The following is a 21434-nucleotide window of genomic DNA, read 5'->3' on the forward strand; positions in this document are numbered from 1 at the left end:
TTAAAGAATCTCAAGGAGGTTTTTTTATGGCTAAAAAAATAGCAGTAGAAGAGAGCTTGATAGATTTAAAAAATGAATTGGAGAACATGGGATATGATATAGTAGATATGGATAATGTCGATGTAGAAGCCATAGTATATAAAAGTGATCTTGTAAATATGAACATGGGATTTGATATATCAAATGGGAAAGGAGCTATTCTCATAAATGCCCATGGAAGAACTACTGAAGAAATAGATGAGATAATTAGAAATAGAAAATATAGTTCTTTATTTTAGAACAACAAAAACCTCAGGCAGAAATGCCTGAGGTTAATCATTATGTTTTGTTTATTTAAAAGGGACAGGTCTTTGATTAATTCCATTATAACACAATTGGTTCAAAATTTCGATTTTTTTTCTCTTTTTTCCCTAATATATTTATGTAATGCTATATGAGTACTCCTAGAGATGACGTCTGCCATATTCATGACTAAACCAAGACGAGTATTTTGAAGAACTACATATTCCATCATGCCGCTTATGTTTACAACTCCTGTGATGCTTATATTCCCTATATCAGGAAGTTTTTTGTTTACGCCAAGACCAGGTTTCAGTGGACCATTTTTTATATTTACATATCCTACTTTATCAAATCTTCCAAGGGATGCATCTATGGCCAACACAAAGGGATTTATATATTCTGTATTTATAAAATCAATTTGTTCTTCTAAGTTTTTTGCATGAACAGGTTTATTTAAAGTTCCTAAAACACATATATTATCATATGTAGCTAAAATAGGTTCTAGTTTGTATCCGACTAAAGGTCCAAGAGAATCTCCTGTAGAGCGATCTGAGCCTATGCAAAGTATTATTATATTTTCATGATTTTCTATTTCAGCTCTTGCAAAGTATCTATAAATGAGATTGCTAAAATCATAGATTGCTAATGGAGAATATGAATCTATTGAAGAAATGTCAATATTAGAGATTAAATTCATAACCATCCTCCTGATAGATTTATTAATAATATTTTTATTAAAGGGGATTCTATATTAGAAGTATTACCTAAAGTTTAAATATAAATACTTTAAAAAAGAAATTAAAAATGTATTGACAAAAGATATTAAAGATGATAATATCAATAATGTTCTCAGCAAAAGACAAAGAAAAAACTCTTGACAAAGTTGAAGAAATGATATATACTAATAAAGCAACTCAAAAGAACCATGAAAATTGAACAGCGTGAAACAATCCTTGAGTTTAATTAAATTTTTTAAGACAGGTAAAACTTTTTTATGAGAGTTTGATCCTGGCTCAGGACGAACGCTGGCGGCGTGCCTAACACATGCAAGTCGAGCGAAGAATACATAAAGAAATCTTCGGGTGGAATTATGTATTTCTTAGCGGCGGACGGGTGAGTAACGCGTGAGGAACCTGCCTTGTACTAGGGGATAGCCTCGGGAAACCGGGATTAATACCCTATGACACTTGAAAGTCGCATGACTTTCAAGTCAAAGCGATTTAGCGGTACAAGATGGCCTCGCGTCCCATTAGCTAGTTGGCGAGGTAATAGCTCACCAAGGCGACGATGGGTAGCCGGCCTGAGAGGGTGAACGGCCACACTGGAACTGAGACACGGTCCAGACTCCTACGGGAGGCAGCAGTGGGGAATATTGCACAATGGAGGAAACTCTGATGCAGCGACGCCGCGTGAGCGATGAAGGTTTTCGAATCGTAAAGCTCTGTCCTAAGGGACGATAATGACGGTACCTTAGGAGGAAGCCCCGGCTAACTACGTGCCAGCAGCCGCGGTAATACGTAGGGGGCGAGCGTTGTCCGGATTTATTGGGCGTAAAGGGTGCGTAGGCGGCCTTGTAAGTCAGATGTGAAATCTCACGGCTTAACCGTGGTAAGCATTTGAAACTGTGAGGCTTGAGTACGGGAGAGGAGAGTGGAATTCCTAGTGTAGCGGTGAAATGCGTAGATATTAGGAGGAATACCAGTGGCGAAGGCGACTCTCTGGACTGTAACTGACGCTGAGGCACGAAAGCGTGGGGAGCAAACAGGATTAGATACCCTGGTAGTCCACGCCGTAAACGATGAGTGCTAGGTGTCGGGGGTCAAACCTCGGTGCCGCAGTTAACACATTAAGCACTCCGCCTGGGGAGTACGGTGGCAACACTGAAACTCAAAGGAATTGACGGGGACCCGCACAAGCAGCGGAGCATGTGGTTTAATTCGATGCAACGCGAAGAACCTTACCAGGGCTTGACATCCCCCGGACCGAACTAGAGATAGTTCCTTCCCTTCGGGGACTGGGGAGACAGGTGGTGCATGGTTGTCGTCAGCTCGTGTCGTGAGATGTTGGGTTAAGTCCCGCAACGAGCGCAACCCTTGTCTTTAGTTGCAAACAGTTAGGCTGTGCACTCTAAAGAGACTGCCGATGACAAATCGGAGGAAGGTGGGGATGACGTCAAATCATCATGCCCTTTATGTCCTGGGCTACACACGTGCTACAATGGTCGGTACAACGGGCAGCCACTTAGTGATAAGGAGCTAATCCCACAAAACCGATCCCAGTTCGGATTGTAGGCTGCAACTCGCCTACATGAAGCCGGAGTTGCTAGTAATCGCGGATCAGAATGCCGCGGTGAATGCGTTCCCGGGTCTTGTACACACCGCCCGTCACACCATGGGAGTTGACAATACCCGAAGTCGGTGAGCTAACCGTAAGGAGGCAGCCGCCGAAGGTAGGGTCAATGACTGGGGTGAAGTCGTAACAAGGTAGCCGTATCGGAAGGTGCGGCTGGATCACCTCCTTTCTAAGGAGATTAGTTTCACGCTGTTTTAATTTAAATTTATTTGAACTTTGAAAACTACACAGTAAGAAAAAATTGTCTTATATATATAATACAATTTTCACTGGTCAAGCTAATAAGAGCATAGGGTGAATGCCTTGGCACCAGTAGCCGATGAAGGACGGGGTAAGCGCCGATACGCTTCGGGGAGCTGCAAGCAAGCTTTGATCCGGAGATTTCCGAATGGGGAAACCTACCTAAACAAACTTTAGGTATCATCTACTGAATACATAGGTAGATGAGGGAACACCAGGGGAACTGAAACATCTAAGTACCCTGAGGAAGAGAAAGAAAATTCGATTTCCTAAGTAGCGGCGAGCGAACGGGAAAGAGCCCAAACTCGTAGAGTTTTCTCTATGAGGGTTGTGGACCGGCATAAAATAAGTATATTTTGTAGTCGAAAAGGTCTGGAAAGGCCTACCATAGAAAGTGATAGTCTTGTAGGCGAAACAAAATAGCTTATAGCCGTGATCCAGAGTACCACGGGACACGTGAAATCCTGTGGGAAGCAGGGAGGACCACCTCCCAAGGCTAAATACTAACTGGTGACCGATAGTGAAGAAGTACCGTGAGGGAAAGGTGAAAAGAACCCCGGGAGGGGAGTGAAATAGAATCTGAAACCCTATGTTTACAAGCAGTGGAAGCACTTTATATGTGCGACCGCGTACTTTTTGTAGAACGGGCCAGCGAGTTACGATATATAGCGAGGTTAAGCTATTAAGTAGTGGAGCCGTAGGGAAACCGAGTCTTAATAGGGCGTTTAGTTGTATATCGTAGACCCGAAACCGGGTGACCTACCCATGGGCAGAGTGAAACGAAAGTAAAATTTCGTGGAGGCTCGAACCGCTTAGTGTTTAAAAACTATCGGATGACCTGTGGGTAGGGGTGAAATTCCAATCGAACCCGGATATAGCTGGTTCTCCTCGAAATAGCTTTAGGGCTAGCCTCAAGATAAGTGACGTGGGGGTAGAGCACTGAATGGTCTAGGGGCACGTAGTGTTACCAAAACCTATCAAACTCCGAATACCATAGTCATGTTTCTTGGGAGTCAGACTACGGGAGATAAGTTTCGTGGTCAAAAGGGAAACAGCCCAGATCACCAGCTAAGGTCCCTAAGTATAGGTTAAGTGGAAAAGGATGTAAGGTTACACAGACAACCAGGATGTTGGCTTAGAAGCAGCCACTCATTTAAAGAGTGCGTAATAGCTCACTGGTCGAGTGACTTTGCGCCGAAGATTTCCGGGGCTCAAACCTATCACCGAAGCTGTGGGATGCATTTGCATCGGTAGAGGAGCATTCTGTACGGGCTGAAGCTATACCGTAAGGAGTGGTGGACTGTACAGAAGAGAGAATGCTGGCATGAGTAGCGATAAGGTAGGTGAGAATCCTACCCATCGAAAGCCTAAGGTTTCCTGAGGAAGGCTCGTCCTCTCAGGGTTAGTCGGGACCTAAGCTGAGGCCAAATGGCGTAGGCGATGGACAACAGGTTGAGATTCCTGTACTACCTACATGCGTTTGAGAAATGGGGTGACGCAGGAGGATAGGCTGAACGCACCGTTGGTTGAGTGCGTCCAAACTTGTAGAGAGCTCCTATAGGCAAATCCGTAGGAGAGTCTTGAGAAGTGATGGGGAGCGAAAATTAAGTAGCGAAGCAGCTGAATCCACACTGCCAAGAAAAGCCTCTATCGAGTATGTTAGGTACCCGTACCGCAAACCGACACAGGTAGGCGAGGAGAAAATCCTAAGATGTGCGGAAGAACCCTTGTTAAGGAACTCGGCAAAATAGCCCCGTAACTTCGGGAGAAGGGGTGCCGATTGAGGTGAAGTACTTGCTACGTAAGCCTTGATTGGTCGCAGTGAATGGGCCCAAGCGACTGTTTACCAAAAACACAGGTCTCTGCTAAGTCGAAAGACGATGTATAGGGGCTGACACCTGCCCGGTGCTGGAAGGTTAAGGGGAAGGGTTAGCGCAAGCGAAGCTCTGAACTTAAGCCCCAGTAAACGGCGGCCGTAACTATAACGGTCCTAAGGTAGCGAAATTCCTTGTCGGGTAAGTTCCGACCCGCACGAAAGGTGTAACGACTTGGGCACTGTCTCAACAAGGGATCCGGTGAAATTGTAGTACTCGTGAAGATGCGAGTTACCCGCGACAGGACGGAAAGACCCCGTGGAGCTTTACTGTAGGCTGACATTGGATTTTGGTATTGCTTGTACAGGATAGGTGGGAGACTTGGAAACCAGGGCGCCAGCTTTGGTGGAGTCAACCTTGGGATACCACTCTTGCAATGCTGAAATTCTAACCAGAGACTGTGAATCCAGTCTTGGGACACTGTCAGTTGGGCAGTTTGACTGGGGCGGTCGCCTCCTAAAGAGTAACGGAGGCGCTCAAAGGTTCCCTCAGCACGGTCGGAAATCGTGCGAAGAGTGTAAAGGCAGAAGGGAGCTTGACTGCGACACCTACAAGTGGAGCAGGAAGGAAACTTGGACTTAGTGATCCGGTGGCTTCCAAGTGGAAGGGCCATCGCTCAACGGATAAAAGCTACCCCGGGGATAACAGGCTTATCTCCCCCAAGAGTCCACATCGACGGGGAGGTTTGGCACCTCGATGTCGGCTCGTCTCATCCTGGGGCTGGAGTAGGTCCCAAGGGTTGGGCTGTTCGCCCATTAAAGAGGCACGCGAGCTGGGTTCAGAACGTCGTGAGACAGTTCGGTCCCTATCCGTCGTGGGCGTAGGAAATTTGAGAGGAGCTGTCCCTAGTACGAGAGGACCGGGATGGACAGACCGCTGGTGCATCAGTTGTCTCGCCAGAGGCACAGCTGAGTAGCTATGTCTGGAAGGAATAAGTGCTGAAGGCATCTAAGCACGAAGTCCCCCTCAAGATGAGATTTCCCACTTTTTAAGGTAAGACTCCAAGTAGACCACTTGGTTGATAGGTCCCAGGTATAAGGGTAGCAATATCTTTAGCTAAGGGATACTAATAAGTCGAGGGCTTGACCAATTATCTTACTGTGTTAGATTTTCAAAATCAAGATTTTGAAAAAATTACGAATTACAAATTATAAATTAAAAACCAAAAACAAAAAAGTAGTTCATTTGTAATTTACAATTGCCGAAAGGCTTTACCTGGTGATTATAGCAAGAGGGTCACACCTGTTCCCATACCGAACACAGAAGTTAAGCCTCTTTAGCTGCCGATGGTACTTGGGTGGCAACGCCCTGGGAGAGTAGGACATCGCCAGATTACATAAAAACAAAAGCTCCATCTCGTAAGTTGAGATAGAGCTTTTCCTATTCTATAGGAATATTTAATTTAAGAATTGAATAGACTAAGGTATAGTAAAAAATATGGCAAAAAAGATCGCTTAGTTTTCCTTGAAAATTTAGATTTTTATGATATAATGAAAAAGTGTACAAAATAAGTTACAAAAAGGTTACAAAAAACTTATTGGTTTAGATTTAAGCCAATATAGGAAGGAGTTTACTATGGAAGGTCCTAGCAATTCAGAGAACAAAAATGTTTTTCCCACGGAAAAGTTGCAACAGGTGAAGGACCAGTTAAAAAATTTCAGGTCCAAGGGGTTTAAAAACTTTGACTTTAGGGTTAGTATTTTAGCAGTAGCTTTGGTAGTATTGATAGGGTTCATATTGACAATGTATAAGGCGAATGAGGTAAAAACCAGAGCTTTTTCCGTAAAGTTTGGAAATGAAGAGATAGGAATAGTTAGAGAAAAAGAAGAAGCTATAAAAATATTTGATGACATACAAGAAGCTTTAACAAATACATATAATATAGATGTGGTCATAAATGGAAAGTTAGATTTTGAAAATACTCATGCAAAGGACAATGAACTTACTTCGGAAATGAAGATGAAAGAAAATATAAAAGCAAAGATGACTTTTCTTGTAAGTGGTTATGTTTTGTCAGTTGATGGAAAAGATATAGGAGCTTTTAAAACTGAGAAAGAAGCAGAGGATTTATTAGATAAAATAAAAGAGCCTTATGAAAAAATAAATGGAGAAAATCTAAACTTAAAAGAAATAAAATTTTTAGAAGATGTCAAAGTAGTTAAAAAAGAAGTGCCTCTAGCAAATATAAAAAGCAATGAAGAAGTACTTTCTATAATTACAAAGGGAACGGATGAGATAAAAACACATATAGTAGAAGATGGAGAAAACTATTGGACAATAGCAAAGAAATGTAATATGAAAGTAGACGACTTGATTAAAGCTAATCCGGGAAAAGATCCAGAAAAAGTTTTTCCAGGCGATGAAGTTAATCTTATAGTACCAAAGGCACTTATAACGATTGCAACAGTAGAAGAAGTAGAATATGAAGAAGAAATAGCTTGCGAGGAAAAGATTGAATATAACAATTCTATGTATAAAAATGAAAAGAAAGTCAAAAATGAAGGTTCTCCAGGGAAAAGCAAAGTGTTGGCTAAAGTTGAGAAACACAATGGTGTTGAAGTGGGAAGAGAAATAGTTAAGGAAGAAATTGTAACTAAACCAGTAGATCGATTGATAGTTAAAGGAACAAAAGCAATTCCTAAAACTATGGCAACAGGTGCATTTGTTATGCCTACTAGAGGTTCTCTTTCATCTAGATATGGAATGAGATATGGGAGAATGCATAAAGGAATCGATATTGCTGCAAAGACGGGAACTCCAATAAAGGCGGCAGATGGAGGTACCGTTACTTTTTCAGGATATAAAGGTGCTTATGGATATATGGTAGAAATAAATCATGGCAATGGATATGTGACAAGATATGGACACTGTAGTAAATTGGGTGTAAAAAAAGGTGCCAAGGTATATAAAGGTCAAACCATTGCTTATGTTGGTAGTACTGGTCGCACCACTGGACCTCATGTACATTTTGAAGTGATTAAAAATGGGGTACATCAAAATCCAGCTAAATATTTAGGAAGATAATATTACATAAAAAAATAAGAGGAAGAATTCTTCCTCTTATTTTTTTGGCTCTTTGTCAATAGTTGGGGTGGGATTTTTTGCAATCCCGCTCCATTACTATTTTTACCCTTATTTTTGTGTTATGATTGAGATGGATAGAATTACATGTATTTTAGGGCACACTTAAATAAACCTAGCTAAAATGTAGGCTTCTTACAGGTATTCACTTTTAGAAGTTTAGCTTGTACAGTGAAGTATTCTATTACGAAATCTATAAAAGTTTTTAAGTCCAAAGGATATTCGTTTTAATACCTTGATTTTATTGTTGAAACCTTCAGTTGGACCATTAGTATAACCATATTTAAATGCATTTTTAATTTCCTTATGCCATCTTCTATATGTAGCTGCACATTTCTTAAACTCTGGTATTCCAGAGCTTTCTGCATTTTCAATCCACTTAGCTAATTCTGTACATTGGTAGGAATATTTATCGCTTTGACAGATTTCATAAAACCACTCTTTAAGCCTATGAGCAATACGTAAGTCATCATTATATAATAGCATTAAATCAACAGCTTCTTTATTTTCATCCTTAAGCTTATGGTAACGAGTTAGAATTAGTTTTCTACTTCGTTTATAGTATTTTCTAAGGCTGGCAGGCATAGTTTTCTGTATGCGTTTCCTCACATTTTCAATAGCCCAAGTTACATGCCTAATAAAGTGGTATTTATCGATAACAATTATAGCATTAGGGAAAAATACTTTAGCTAAATCAACGTAAGGCTGCCACATGTCGCATACAAAGAACTTCACCTTATTCCTTTCCTTACGAGAAAATTGCCTAAAGTAGCTTACAAGATCACTTTGACACCTGTCAGGAATAATATCTAAAACCTTATTGTTTTCCCCATCAACAAGAATACACTGATACTTTCCAGTCTCTGCATTCCCCTTAAACTCATCAATACATAGAACCTTAGGTAGTGTAGGAGTACCATAATTAACATGATTAAAGATACGAATAACAGTAGAAACAGAGACGTTGGCCACTTTAGCTACAGAAGTTAGACTAGTTAGCTTGGTAAGCTCTTGGCAAATAAAAAATGCTAAACGGTTAGTCATGCGGTGATAGCGAGGTAGAAAGTCATAAGACTCATAAAACCTCTTTCCACAAGAGCAAGCATACCTTCTTTTTCGAAGTACAAGATATGTGTGCTTAAATTGAAAAGGTAAATCCTTAATTGTCTGTTCTCTGTAGTCATGAATTTTAGAAGTTTTAGCACCACAAGCAGGGCAAGTATGCTCTTTTGGATCAGTTGTAATGTAGATTTTAACGAAAGAATCCTCATGCGATATTTTAGTTACTTTAACCCCTTTTAAATCTAATAATTGTGTGATAAAATTAGATTGCACTTGTGAATAAACCTCCTTTGTATGTTTTTTTAACCAATTAACATTTTAGCAGGTTTATTTCACGAGTGCATTTTATTTTTAGAAAAAATAAATGTTAGGGTAAATTATTTTCCACCCCAACATTTATTATAGAACCATTTTTTTATGACTCATAGTTTGCCCCTATATATTGATATTTGAATATCTATATTTTAGAATCAAGTAAAAATAGTACAATTAAAAGAATAATAATATTTTCAAACAATTCTCCTCCAAACGCATTAGGGCTGGAGAGATTGTTGTTTTTTGAATTGTTATTATTCTCATTAAATAATAATTTTAAATTTAACATTCCAGAACCTTGTTTTTCTGGAGGAGAATTGAGATTTATACATGATTTTAGCAATTTTTCTTTTACCTCATGAGGTTTTAAATCTTTATATTTATTTAGTAAAAGTGCTATACTGCCAGATACTAAAGGTGTTGCCATAGAAGTACCACTTAAAGAAATATATCCGTCTTCTTTTTTGTTGGAAAGAGACATTATATTTACTCCAGGAGTCACTATATCTGGTTTCATAAGGCCATCTTTTGTAGGACCTCTACTAGAAAAATTGGCTATAGTGTCATCGCTAGGATCTGGAGTTCTCTTATCATCGACAGCACCAACAGTTATGACATTTGGGCTTATACCTGGAGATAAAATTGATTTTTCTGATGGGCCACTATTACCTGCAGCTACTACAACAGTTAAACCACTGTTTGTAGCTTTATTTACAGCTTTGCAAAGTGGATCAGTTTTGCATGGATTGTTGGCTGGACTTCCAAGAGAAAGATTTATTACTTTAGTATTGTATTCATCTTTTGTTTCTAATACCCAAGATATAGCTTTTATAATATCTGATGTATTCCCACTCCCGTTTTCGTCCAAGGCTTTTATAGATAGAATATTTGCCTTAGGAGCAACACCAGCATATTTACCTCTAGAAGAATAACCATTGCCAGCAATGATTCCAGCAACATGAGTTCCGTGTCCATTGTCATCATAGGGAGATGTTTTATCATTTATAAAATCTTTAAATCCCACTATTCTATTGTTAGGTTTTGTCAAGTCATTATGAGGGTTAGTTCCTGTATCTATTACAGCTACAGTCACCCCTTCTCCCAAATATCCCATTTCATGGGGGAAATTGGCGTCAATAGAAGCTGTAGCAATATCTAATAGGGCAAAAACTTTAGAGTCGAAACTTATATATTCTATATTAGGATTATCAGCAAGTCTATAGATGGCCTCTGTTGTCAAATTACAGGCCATGCCTCCAATAAGAGGTAGAGTATATACGTCTTTTGCTGACAAATTAAAAATTAAGCTTTTAAGTTGTGTATAGTCATTGTTTGAACTTTGAACTATTACAGGTAGCTCTTCTCTTGATTGAGAGGAGAGTTTAGCACTTAATATTGGACATATTTTAGAGTTTTGAATTCTTCGCATAATAACAATCACCTTCCTTGTTTTAGTTTATGCAAGGAAAAAGTGAAATGTGCTATATACTTGTTTTATTAGCTATCCATTTATTTAGCTCTCCTGCTACAATAGGAATGATACAAAACCTCAATACAATTCCCCAATCTTTTAGACTCAATGCATAAGTTTTAAATATTGGTTGAAGAACTGGAATGTATAGTACAGCCATCAATAGGCCGAAAGATATTAGTGTAGCATAAACTAAGTTTTTATTTGTAAAGAATCCTATTTTAAAAAGAGTGTGCTTTTCTGAACGGCTAGAGAAAGCTCTAACGAGTTCTGCCGTTATAAGCGTAGTAAAGGCAATAGTTCTTGGTATCAAAAGATTATCCATTCCATAAGTTTTAAGTCCCCAAATATAAGCAAGCATTGTTGCTAATGTTATAGCTAGACTTTGTACAGAAATACCTGCTACCATAGTTTTATCCAGAATGGGTTCTTCTGGATCCCTTGGATGAACATTCATTATATCTGGTTCACCTTTTTCAACTCCTAATGCTAATGCTGGGAAACTATCAGTTATCAGATTTAGCCACAATAGCTGTATAGGGAGTAAAGGTACTGGCAAATTAAACAATATACTTAAAAAGACTATTAGTATTTCTCCTATGTTACAAGAAAGAAGGAAAAAGACAAATTTTCTGATATTGCTATATATTATTCTTCCTTCTTCTACAGCAGATACGATACTTGCAAAATTGTCGTCAGTAAGTATTACTTCTGCTGTATTTTTAGCTACATCAGTACCAGTGATTCCCATGGAAACACCTATGTCTGCCCTTTTTAGTGCTAAAGCATCATTTACTCCATCACCAGTCATAGCAGTTATTTCTCCATTAGCTCTTAGGGCTTCAACTATTCTTACTTTATGTTCAGGGGAAACCCTAGCATATACCTTAGTTGTTTTTACTTTTTCTTTTAGTTCTTCATCTGAAATTCTATTCAATTCTTCTCCAGTCATAGCTTCATCAATACTTTCAGCCATCCCTAATTCTTTTGCTATGGCAAAAGCAGTTTCCTTATAATCTCCTGTAATCATGATAGTGTTTATACCTGCAGTTTTACATTTATCTATTGCATCCATAGCTTCATTTCGTGGTGGATCTATCATTCCTACTAGTCCTACAAATATCACATCATTTTCTATATTGTCAGATGAAATATCATTTGGTATTTTGTCATAAGTTCTATAGCCAAAAGCCAATACTCTTAATGCATCTTTAGAAAAATTGCTATTAGCATTTAAAATATCTTTTCTCATATCATCTGTTAGTGGTTGAATATTTCCATTTAAGTAAATACTATTACATCTTTTTAGAACTATATCTGGAGCACCTTTTGTAAAAGATACTATTTTTCCATCTATAAAATTTTCATGGAATGTAGTCATCATTTTTCTATCTGCATCAAAGGGAATTTCTTCCATTCTAGGATATTTTTCATTTAATTCAGATTTAAGTAGATTAGCTTTTTCAGCTAAAGTAATTAAAGCACCTTCTGTAGGATCTCCTACAATTCTATAGATATCATCTTGTTTTTCGTATTCTAATGTAGCATCATTGCAAAGTGCAGCAATAGATAAAAGTAAATTTAGGTTTATATTTTCTGTGGGATTTATTTTTTCGTTTGCTATATAAAAATCCCCATTTGGAGCATATCCTTTTCCGGTAACTTCTCCTACATTGTTTCCAGTATAAGTTTTTACTACAGTCATTTCATTTTGGGTTAGGGTACCAGTTTTGTCAGAACATATAGTAGTTGTACAACCCAAAGTTTCTACAGCTAATAGTTTTTTTACAATTGCGTTTCTCTTAACCATTTTGCTCATTCCTAAAGCTAGTACTATGGTGACAATGGCAGGTAATCCTTCAGGAATTGCAGCTACAGCAAGACTTATAGCGATCATGAACATATCTAATATTTCTCTTCCTTGAAGTATACCTATTAAGAATACAATACCACATATTATCAAACAACCAATTCCTAGATATTTGCCCAATTGATCTAGCTTTTTTTGAAGTGGGGTAGTGTCATCTTCAAAAGTTTGAATCATTTCAGCAATTTTACCTATTTCTGTATGGTTACCAGTTCCCACAACTATACCTTTTCCTCTACCATAGGTGACTACAGTACTCATGTAGGCCATATTTTTTCTATCACCTAGCGAAACTTCTTCATCAAGAACAATATTTGCTGATTTCTCAACGGGAACAGATTCTCCAGTCAAAGAAGCTTCTTCAATTTTTAAATTAGAACTTTCAATAAGTCTTAAATCAGAAGGTATTATATCTCCTGCTTCCAATACCACTATATCTCCTGGTACCAGTGTGTTTGCAGGCACTATACTCAAATGTCCATCTCGAATGACTTTGGCATTTGGTGAAGCCATTTTTTTGAGGGCTTCTAGGGCTTTTTCTGCCTTACCTTCTTGTATGATTCCCAAAGCAGCATTTATAACAACTATGGCTATTATTACAATAGAATCTGTTATTTCTCCTACAAGCATTGAAACTATACTTGCACCTATAAGTATTAACACTAAAAAGTCTTTAAACTGAGCTATTATTTTAGAAAAAAGCCCTGCTTTTTCTTTTTCTTCTAATTCATTTAGACCATATTTTTCTATCCTTTTTTTTGCTTCCTCATCAGATAATCCAATATTTTTGTTAGAATTTAATTCATCTAATGTGCTTTCAATATTTTTTCTATACCACTCCATATATTTCCTCCTTGTTTTATTTTATTGTTAGTATACCACTAATCAAAAGGGATTAAACTAAAGTGTCAATTAATGGGAACCTATTGAATGAATGTTTGAAAACTGATAAAATAATATAGTGAAACAAAAAAGACCCTTGTTTAGACATATAAGTCTAAACAAAGGTCTTGCCTCCTATAATTTAGGACAACCAGCCGGGAAAAATCCGTCTTGACGACTAATTGTGTTGGCTACTCCCCTTTGATATTAAAGATTATATAAAGATTATATATTATTTAGGAAAATATTTCAATAGAATATTTGTTAAAGTTCTACATATATAAATATTGAAGGGGGAAAATCTTTGAAAAAGTTATTTATATATACTTCAATTCTGTCTATTGTAGTACTTTTAATCATATCTTTAGAAGGGTTTTTAAAAGTTTCCACTTATCCTATTGTAAAGAATATAGAAAAAAGAAGAATATTGAAATATACTAGAAAATATAGTACTTTAAATACTGCTCATTTTCTTATAAAATATAAAGATGAAGACAAAGATATTGCAGGTATTACAGGAGAGGTACTAGAAGAATATTATGATGAAATATGTAACAAACTTGAGTGCTTTCCAAAAGATAAAAATATTGTTATAATTTATAATAGTGAAGATGATTTTAGAAATATATTAAAATTTAAGAACAAAGAGTTGCCCTTGGGGGCATATTATTGTGGGACAATAAATATCATTTCACCTAATATGTTAGGGGATGATGGCGAAAATGCAGGAGAAATTTATAGAGAAACAGGTCCTCATATTCATGAATTTACTCATCTTTTAGTAGATGAAAAGACAAAAGGAAATTATCCTATGTGGCTTACAGAAGGTATTTCATTATATATGGAGAATACTATTATAGGATTTAGTTGGGATGCAGGGAAAGGGGAGACTTCAAATATAAGCATAGAAGAGTTAAATAACAATTTTCAAGGGATAAGAGAAGAAGTGGCTTATAGGAAATCTTTTGAAGTAGTAAAAGATATAATTGATGAATATGGTTTTAATAGATTTAATGCATTGTTAGATAGTCTTGGCAATGGCAAAAATATCAAAAAGTCAGTTGAAATGGCATTAAAGGTTAAATTTAAAGATATTGATTAAATTGCTAATAAAAATAGGACAAACTATAAATGGAGTGATTTGTTTATGGATAAAAAGATATTAGTAGTTGATGATGAGAAATCTATTGCTGATATAGTGAAGTTTAATTTAGAAAAAGAAGGATTTATGGTTGAAGTGGCTTATGATGGTGAAGAAGCTGTTGAAAAAGTTTTTAAGACTTCGCCAGATTTAGTTTTACTTGATATTATGCTTCCTAAAAAAGATGGTTTTCAAGTTTTGAAGGAAATACGAAAAGAATTAAAAATACCAGTGCTCATGCTTACAGCTAAAGAAGAAGAAGTAGATAAAGTACTGGGATTAGAATTAGGTGCTGATGATTATGTGACCAAGCCTTTCAGTATGAGAGAGCTTATGGCTAGAGTTAAAGCAAATTTGAGACGAGTAGAGTTTTCTAATGGTGAGTCAACAAATGGGGATATAATAGTTTCAGGAGATTTATCTATAGACTTAAATAAATACGAGGTAAAAAAAGATGGGAAAGTGGTAGAGCTTACCCTTAGAGAATTTGAATTGTTGAAATTTCTTGTGTCTAGTGCAGGACAGGTTTTTTCCCGGGAGCAGTTGTTAGAAGAGGTATGGGGATATGAATATTATGGAGATATTCGTACAGTAGATGTAACAGTGAGAAGACTTAGAGAAAAAATAGAAGATGAAGATGGAGAGTATAAATACATACTTACCAAGAGAGGAGTAGGCTACTACTTCGGAAGGAGTTAGTAAAAATGTTCTCAAGTATAAGGTGGAAATTTATTATAGTATATTTTTTGTTAATATTTATAGCCATGGTCATAGTAGGAGTGTTTATAGTTGAAAAACTTGAAAATCAACAGTTAAGCCATATAACAAATACCATGGAGCAACATATGGAAACTATAATCAATACTTCTTCATATATTTCAGAAGATAACTGGAGAAATGTAGCTAAGGATATTCAAAAGACAATTAACGAGTGGAGATTAGATGGTACAGAAACTCTATATGTTATAGACAATGAAAATGTGCCAACTATTATAGCTACTACATCAAAAAACTATGAAAAAATAGTAGGACAAAATGCACTGGTTTATAAATTTTTAGATCCTTCACTTATTTTAAAAGCCTTTCAAAGTGAAAAAAAGTGTGAGGGCATAGTAAAAGACAACAACGAAGATACTACATTGAAACATTTAGCCTATCCAGTTGTGGATGAATTTGGTCAAGTAAAGGGAATACTTTATATGACAGCAGATTTAAGCGAAATATACCAGAATATAGATGAATCAAAGATAATACTCACGAAAGCTACTTTGCTAGCATTGGCTATAACCGTATTTTTAGGATTTTTAATTGCAAGTAGTATTACAGAACCAATAAGAGATGTGACAATTAAAGCAGAAAAAATGGCCAAGGGTGACTTTGATCAATTTGTTGAAGTTAAATCTAATGATGAAATAGGACAGCTGGCTAGTATGTTCAATTATCTCACATTAAAGTTAAAAGATACTATTAAGGAAATAGATTTAGAGAGAAGTAAATTAGATACAATTTTTAGATATATGGCTGATGGGGTTATAGCTATAGATAGGGAAGGCTATATTATTCATTCAAATCCTATAGCTTCTAATATTTTAGGAATAGATTATGAAAAATTATCTGATCCAAACACAAGAGAAAAAATCACAATACTTGACAAGAATATAAATTTGCAAAGATTGAAGCAAGAAAATATAGACAATTTGGAAGGCGATGAAACTGTAGAAATAGGTCAATCGGTATATAAGGTAAAGTACGCTCCTTTTAAAAATGAGAAAAATAATATAGTAGGCCTAATAATAGTATTTCAAGATATTACAGAACAGCATAGATTAGATAATATGAGAAGGGAATTTGTTGCAAATGTCTCCCATGAATTAAAGACTCCAATTACTACAATAAAGAGCTATACTGAAACTTTGATAGAGAATCAAGATTTAGATGAAGAATTATCTAATAGGTTTTTAATGGTCATAGATGGAGAATGCGATAGAATGGCTAGAATTGTCAGAGATTTGTTGCAATTGTCCAATATGGACTACAACAAAACAAAGTGGAAAAAAGTTGATATAGATGTGGAAAAAATATTGAGAGAAGCGTGTATGAAATTAGATTTATCTTTTAAGGAGAAAAATCATGCCCTTGTTATAAACATCCAAGAAGATCTTCCCAATATTGTTGGTGATAAAGATGGCATTGAACAGGTAATACTAAATATATTGTCCAATGCAATAAAATATACGCCTGAAAATGGAACAATATATATTAGGGCCAATAGAGTGGAAGATGATGTTGTCATAAAAATAAAAGACAATGGTATAGGAATTCCTGAAAAAGATAGGGAAAGAATTTTTGAGAGATTTTATAGAGTGGATAAAGCAAGAAGCCGTGATCTTGGAGGGACAGGATTGGGTCTTTCTATTGCAAAGCAGATAATAGAGGCTCACAATGGAAGAATAGTTTTAAGCAGTGAGTACAATATGGGAACAGAAGTTGACATTGTTCTGCCTATAGGGACTAGGGTGTAATTCATTTTTAACTGGGCTGTAATATGATTGTAATATACTTGTTATATAATAAAGACGATGAAATGCATTTTGATTAAGGAGGCTAGTTAAATGTGGAAAAAATTTATTATTGGTACATTAGTTATAACCACAATTTTTATAAATAGTCCTATTGGATATGCAGCAGGTACTTCTTATGCAAGAAGAAGTGCAAGTGCTAAAAGCATTGCTGTACAAGACAATGATAAGTATCAAGTTATAAGTCCAGAAGAAAATGTCTTTGCTACACCAGATAAGATTATAGTTATATCAGGTAAAGCACCAAGAGGAACTAGTGTGACTATAGACGCTTATGGTACTACTGATATGACTAGAAATAATTTTGATTTGGAAAATCTGCCAGGAGAAAAAGACTATATAAAAAGATATAGTGAAACTATAAAGATAGGCAGCTCAGGACTTTTTTCAAAACAGATGGAACTTATATTGGGGGTAAATAAGATTGTGATTACTTTTAGAAATGAATCTGATCAAGTAATAGATCAAAAAATAATATATGTATCAGATTTATCTAAAGTAAATGAAGAAGTTAATAAAATAAAAACAGATAAGACATCAGATACCATACTTAAAAGTACTCCCAAATAAAAAATCAATGGTATAAGGAGATGAGCTTTTATGAACAAAGAGGATTTAAAAACACTATTCCTTATACTGTTAGTTTGCATTAGTGTTTTTTTGACCCGAAAATTATGGATTGAAATACCTGATGAATCTATCAAAGTGTTTAAGATCAAAGAAGGAATTGGCAGTTCATACCTTTTTTCAGATATGCTCATCCCTGATAAAATTCTTTTAAATTTCAGCGATAAAAATCATACACTTCTTTATTCAGATGAAAAATATGGCCTTTGGCCTGGTGGGAAAGTGATTTTAAAAAAAGTACTATCTGAAAAAAATTATGAAGTATCGCATATAAAAAAAGAGGAATTTTTAAAATATCAAAACAATAAATCTATAAATTTTTATTTTGCAGAAGAGATGAACACTTATATTCTAGCTAAAGCGCTGGATGTTAAAGAGCCAAACAATATTACAGAAAAGATATCTAAAGTAAATAATATATATATTTATCTTGAAAAAAGCAATCCTTTTATAATTTTTTGTAATGAGGATATGTATTTAAAAGTATCAGATTTAAATATACAAACGAAGGCTCTAAGGGAAATTTTAAGTGGCATAGAAGTAGGAGAAGAGTATACAAGGTATTATTCTATTAGAGATATATTAGGTAGCAACAATGATATATATATTCCTCTTGAAATGACCAATGAAATTCCCTGCGTATTTGTTCAAAACGAGATAAGGATAGACAATAGAGATGAAATAAGGATGATTGCAGAGAAATTTTTCAACAAGAATATAGATTATTTACGAGAAATTGTGGAAAACAATGGTTCAACTATATATATATATAATCAAAAGGTTTTGAAAATCCACAACAATGGTTTGCTTGAATATTTTTCTCCGCTGGATGAACCTGTTACAGAAAGAAATTTATATATTAGTTTAAATACTGCAGCTAACTTTATTTCTAGCCACTCAGGGCCACCAAAGGAAATGTATTTAGATAAAATTGAGGAGATAAAATCAGACAACAATTTTGGGTATAAATTTACTTTTAAGTATAGAATAAGAGGCATTCCGCTTGTTTTGGGGAATGATGAGGTAGAAGATTTTATACAAATAGAGGTTTTTAATAAATATGTAAAATCATATAAGAGATTTGTCAGAAAAGATATGCATTTACCTATATACAAAGAAACGGCTGAAAATGGGAATATGCTATCAGCTTTTGAAGTTATTGATATGAATTTTGATTTGCTTGAAGAAAGATACATAGAAGATATGGGCATTGATAAAGATTTAAAGATAGAAAATTTAAATGAGAAGATAATGGAATCCATTGAAGATATTTCTTTGGCATATTTTGATCCATGTAAAAAAGAAGATAGTGAAAAATTGATAGGAGTATGGACTATAAATATAAAGGGGAGGATTTATGTTTTTGATGTCTATACTGGCAAATTAATATATGAAAAAGGGAAAGTATAGGGAGAGTGTGTGGATGGTGAATATAAATGGATTGGTCAAAAGCAAAAACTATTTTAATAATAGCCTTTATTGTAACTAATTTGCTTTTAGCCCATGTGCTTTTTGACAATGAAAAAATAGATGAGCCTACGATTAAAGAGAGTTTTATAGAAAATGTAGTTGAACTTCTTAAATCAAAAAACATTAAAATAAATTGCAAAATACCAAATACACAACCTTCCTTGAGTATGATGAATGTTGAATATGAAAAAAAAGGCATAGATGAAATAAATAATAGCTTTTTTGGAGGAAAGACTATTGGAGTTGAACAAGAGGAGGGAAAGGTAGAGTTTCAAATAAATAAAGAGAAAGTTACTCTTCTTGATGGGAAAACTTTAATATATGAAAACAGTGATGATGGAGAAAAATATGCTAAACTAGATAGAGAAAAAGCTATTTCTATTGCAGAAGATTTTTTGGCTGAAAAAGGGTTTTCTATGGATGATATGAAGCTTAGCTTTATAAAAAATGATAATGGTGTATATTATTTAGAATATACTAAAGTATATGATGGATTGTATATAGAGAAGACTTATACAAAATTTGAAATAGATAAATGTGGAGTCAAAAGATTTGAACGACTTTGGCTAAATGCCAAAGAGATTGGCGAAAATCAAATATACATAAGTACAGCACCAAAAGCTATACTAGGTCTTTTGACAATGGAAGAAGCCTATGAAAAGACTATTGAAGATATTTCATTGTGTTATTATTTTGATCCATTTAAACATGAAGATGTAAATGATCCTAAAAAAACAAGAGAAGGTAAAGCTATACCAGCATGGAGGATACAATTCGATGACGGAAGTAAAATATTTTTAGATGAATATTGATGGGAAGAATCGTGGATTCTTCTTTTTTCTTTTTAATATAGATTATATTTACATTTAGCGTTATAATGTTATTGATAAGTACTGGCTCCTCCATTAGAAAGAGAGGTTTAACAATGGATAAAGTAATAATTAAAGGTGGAAATAAATTAATTGGTGAAGTTAATATAAGTGGATTCAAAAATGCAGCACTTCCTATAATTATAGGAACGGTTCTTTCAAGTGATAAATGTAGAATAGAAAATTTACCTATGATAAGTGATGTTTCTAATTTGGCGAAGATAATGAAAATGATTGGAGCAGATGTATATTTAGATGAAAATGGTTTTATGGATATAGATACAAAGAATATTCAAAAATGTGTTCTTATAGATGAAATAACTAGGAAAATGAGAGCTTCTTATTATCTTTTAGGAGCAGGGCTTAGTAGATTTAAAGAAGTTGAAGTTTTATATCCAGGAGGATGTGATATAGGTTCAAGACCTATAGATCAGCACATAAAGGGATTTGAGGCTCTTGGTGCAAAAGTGGAGATAAAACATGGAGTGATAAAATGTAGTGCAGACAAACTTGTAGGAAGCAAAATATATCTAGATGTAGTTAGTGTAGGAGCCACTATAAATATTATGATGGCAGCTACAATGGCAGAGGGAACTACTATTATTGAAAATGCAGCTAAAGAACCTCATATAGTAGATGTTGCAAATTTTATAAATACTATGGGGGGAGATATAAGAGGGGCAGGAACAGATGTCATAAAAATAAATGGAGTAGAAAAGCTTCATGGATGTAATTATTCTGTCATACCAGATCAAATAGAGGCGGGAACTTATATGATAATGGCGGCTGCAACAAAAGGGAATTTACTCATCAAAAACGTTATACCAGTGCATCTAGAACCAGTGACAGCCAAACTTAGAGAGATGGGTGTAGAAGTCATAGAATATGGTGATAGTATACAAGTTAATGGAGATTTTGATTTAAAGAGTATAAACATAAAAACTCTTCCTTATCCAGGATTTCCAACAGATTTGCAACAACCTATGGTTGCCCTTTTAAGCACAGTAGAGGGGACTAGTATTGTAAATGAAACTGTTTCTGAAAGTAGATTTAAATATATAGATGAATTAAAAAGAATGGGTGCTAATATTAGTGTAGATGGCAATACAGCTGTTGTTAAAGGTATATATAAACTTATGGGAGCAGAAGTTAGGGCTACTGATTTAAGAGCAGGAGCAGCCCTTGTCATAGCAGGACTTATGGCAGATGGTATAACAGAGATAAGAGAAATTCAGCATATAGAAAGAGGATATGAAGATTTAGTATCTAAATTAAAGAAAATAGGAGCTAATGTAAAAAAAGTATAGAGATATTGGAGGAAA

13 protein-coding genes and 3 rRNA genes are annotated in these 21434 nt (G+C 35.3%); 12 read left to right on the forward strand and 4 right to left on the reverse strand.

All coding sequences use genetic code 11. The annotated features are described in order from the left end of the window. Window positions 1-26: 26 nt before the first annotated feature. Window positions 27-278: a YkuS family protein gene (locus ACFWUA_RS05040; protein ID WP_416199060.1), complete on the forward strand. Its 252-nt coding sequence runs from the start codon at window positions 27-29 to the stop codon at window positions 276-278. Window positions 279-379: 101 nt separating this feature from the next. Here ACFWUA_RS05040 and yyaC read toward each other — a convergent pair whose 3' ends face one another. Then, window positions 380-979: a spore protease YyaC gene (yyaC, locus tag ACFWUA_RS05045; RefSeq protein WP_416199061.1), complete on the reverse strand. Its 600-nt coding sequence runs from the start codon at window positions 977-979 to the stop codon at window positions 380-382. 293 nt (window positions 980-1272) lie between these two features. Between yyaC and ACFWUA_RS05050 the strand changes: the two genes are divergently transcribed. The 4 genes from ACFWUA_RS05050 (at window position 1273) to ACFWUA_RS05065 (ending at window position 7772) form a co-directional block, all read left to right on the forward strand. Beyond that, window positions 1273-2803 (forward strand): 16S ribosomal RNA (locus ACFWUA_RS05050). 102 nt (window positions 2804-2905) lie between these two features. Next, window positions 2906-5838: ribosomal RNA gene (locus ACFWUA_RS05055) — 23S ribosomal RNA — on the forward strand. A 124-nt stretch (window positions 5839-5962) separates the two neighbouring features. Continuing rightward, window positions 5963-6081: ribosomal RNA gene (gene rrf, locus ACFWUA_RS05060) — 5S ribosomal RNA — on the forward strand. The 16S, 23S and 5S rRNA genes sit together here, the layout of an rRNA operon. A 242-nt stretch (window positions 6082-6323) precedes the next feature. Then, entirely contained in the window at window positions 6324-7772 is a 1449-nt protein-coding gene (locus tag ACFWUA_RS05065; RefSeq protein WP_416199062.1) for a peptidoglycan DD-metalloendopeptidase family protein, read from the forward strand. Between the two features lie 216 nt (window positions 7773-7988). Here ACFWUA_RS05065 and ACFWUA_RS05070 read toward each other — a convergent pair whose 3' ends face one another. The 3 genes from ACFWUA_RS05070 to ACFWUA_RS05080 form a co-directional block, all read right to left on the reverse strand. Continuing rightward, window positions 7989-9164, reverse strand: a complete 1176-nt coding sequence (locus ACFWUA_RS05070) for an ISL3 family transposase (protein ID WP_416199063.1) — start codon at window positions 9162-9164, stop codon at window positions 7989-7991. 184 nt (window positions 9165-9348) lie between these two features. Then, a complete protein-coding gene (locus ACFWUA_RS05075; protein WP_416199064.1) occupies window positions 9349-10635 on the reverse strand; it encodes a S8 family peptidase in 1287 nt (428 codons plus the stop codon). Between the two features lie 52 nt (window positions 10636-10687). Beyond that, window positions 10688-13387, reverse strand: coding sequence for a calcium-transporting P-type ATPase, PMR1-type (locus ACFWUA_RS05080; RefSeq protein WP_416199065.1), 2700 nt, complete (start codon window positions 13385-13387; stop codon window positions 10688-10690). 343 nt (window positions 13388-13730) lie between these two features. Here ACFWUA_RS05080 and ACFWUA_RS05085 point away from each other — a divergent pair, with 343 nt between their 5' ends. The 7 genes from ACFWUA_RS05085 to ACFWUA_RS05115 all read left to right on the forward strand — a co-directional run bounded on the left by ACFWUA_RS05085 (window position 13731) and on the right by ACFWUA_RS05115 (window position 21419). Continuing rightward, window positions 13731-14528: a peptidase MA family metallohydrolase gene (locus tag ACFWUA_RS05085; protein ID WP_416199066.1), complete on the forward strand. Its 798-nt coding sequence runs from the start codon at window positions 13731-13733 to the stop codon at window positions 14526-14528. A gap of 45 nt (window positions 14529-14573) precedes the next feature. Beyond that, complete coding sequence (yycF, locus tag ACFWUA_RS05090) at window positions 14574-15266, forward strand: response regulator YycF (RefSeq protein ID WP_416199067.1); 693 nt, start codon at window positions 14574-14576, stop codon at window positions 15264-15266. A gap of 5 nt (window positions 15267-15271) precedes the next feature. Further along, window positions 15272-17089, forward strand: coding sequence for an ATP-binding protein (locus tag ACFWUA_RS05095; protein ID WP_416199068.1), 1818 nt, complete (start codon window positions 15272-15274; stop codon window positions 17087-17089). Window positions 17090-17179: 90 nt separating this feature from the next. Beyond that, the gene (locus ACFWUA_RS05100; RefSeq protein WP_416199069.1) at window positions 17180-17716 is read left to right on the forward strand and encodes a hypothetical protein; all 537 of its coding nucleotides are present in this window, start codon (window positions 17180-17182) and stop codon (window positions 17714-17716) included. A 30-nt stretch (window positions 17717-17746) separates the two neighbouring features. After that, window positions 17747-19183 carry a YycH family regulatory protein gene (locus tag ACFWUA_RS05105; protein ID WP_416199070.1) on the forward strand — a complete coding sequence of 479 codons (1437 nt, stop codon included), beginning with the start codon at window positions 17747-17749 and terminating at the stop codon, window positions 19181-19183. Window positions 19184-19209: 26 nt separating this feature from the next. Further along, complete coding sequence (yycI, locus tag ACFWUA_RS05110; protein ID WP_416199071.1) at window positions 19210-20055, forward strand: two-component system regulatory protein YycI; 846 nt, start codon at window positions 19210-19212, stop codon at window positions 20053-20055. Between the two features lie 113 nt (window positions 20056-20168). Beyond that, on the forward strand, window positions 20169-21419 hold the full coding sequence (locus tag ACFWUA_RS05115; protein WP_416199072.1) for a UDP-N-acetylglucosamine 1-carboxyvinyltransferase: 1251 nt from the start codon (window positions 20169-20171) through the stop codon (window positions 21417-21419). The last annotated feature ends 15 nt before the right edge of the window (window positions 21420-21434 follow it).

Origin of the sequence: Sporanaerobacter sp. (genome assembly GCF_047830725.1) — a bacterium.
Classification (GTDB): domain Bacteria; phylum Bacillota; class Clostridia; order Tissierellales; family Sporanaerobacteraceae; genus Sporanaerobacter.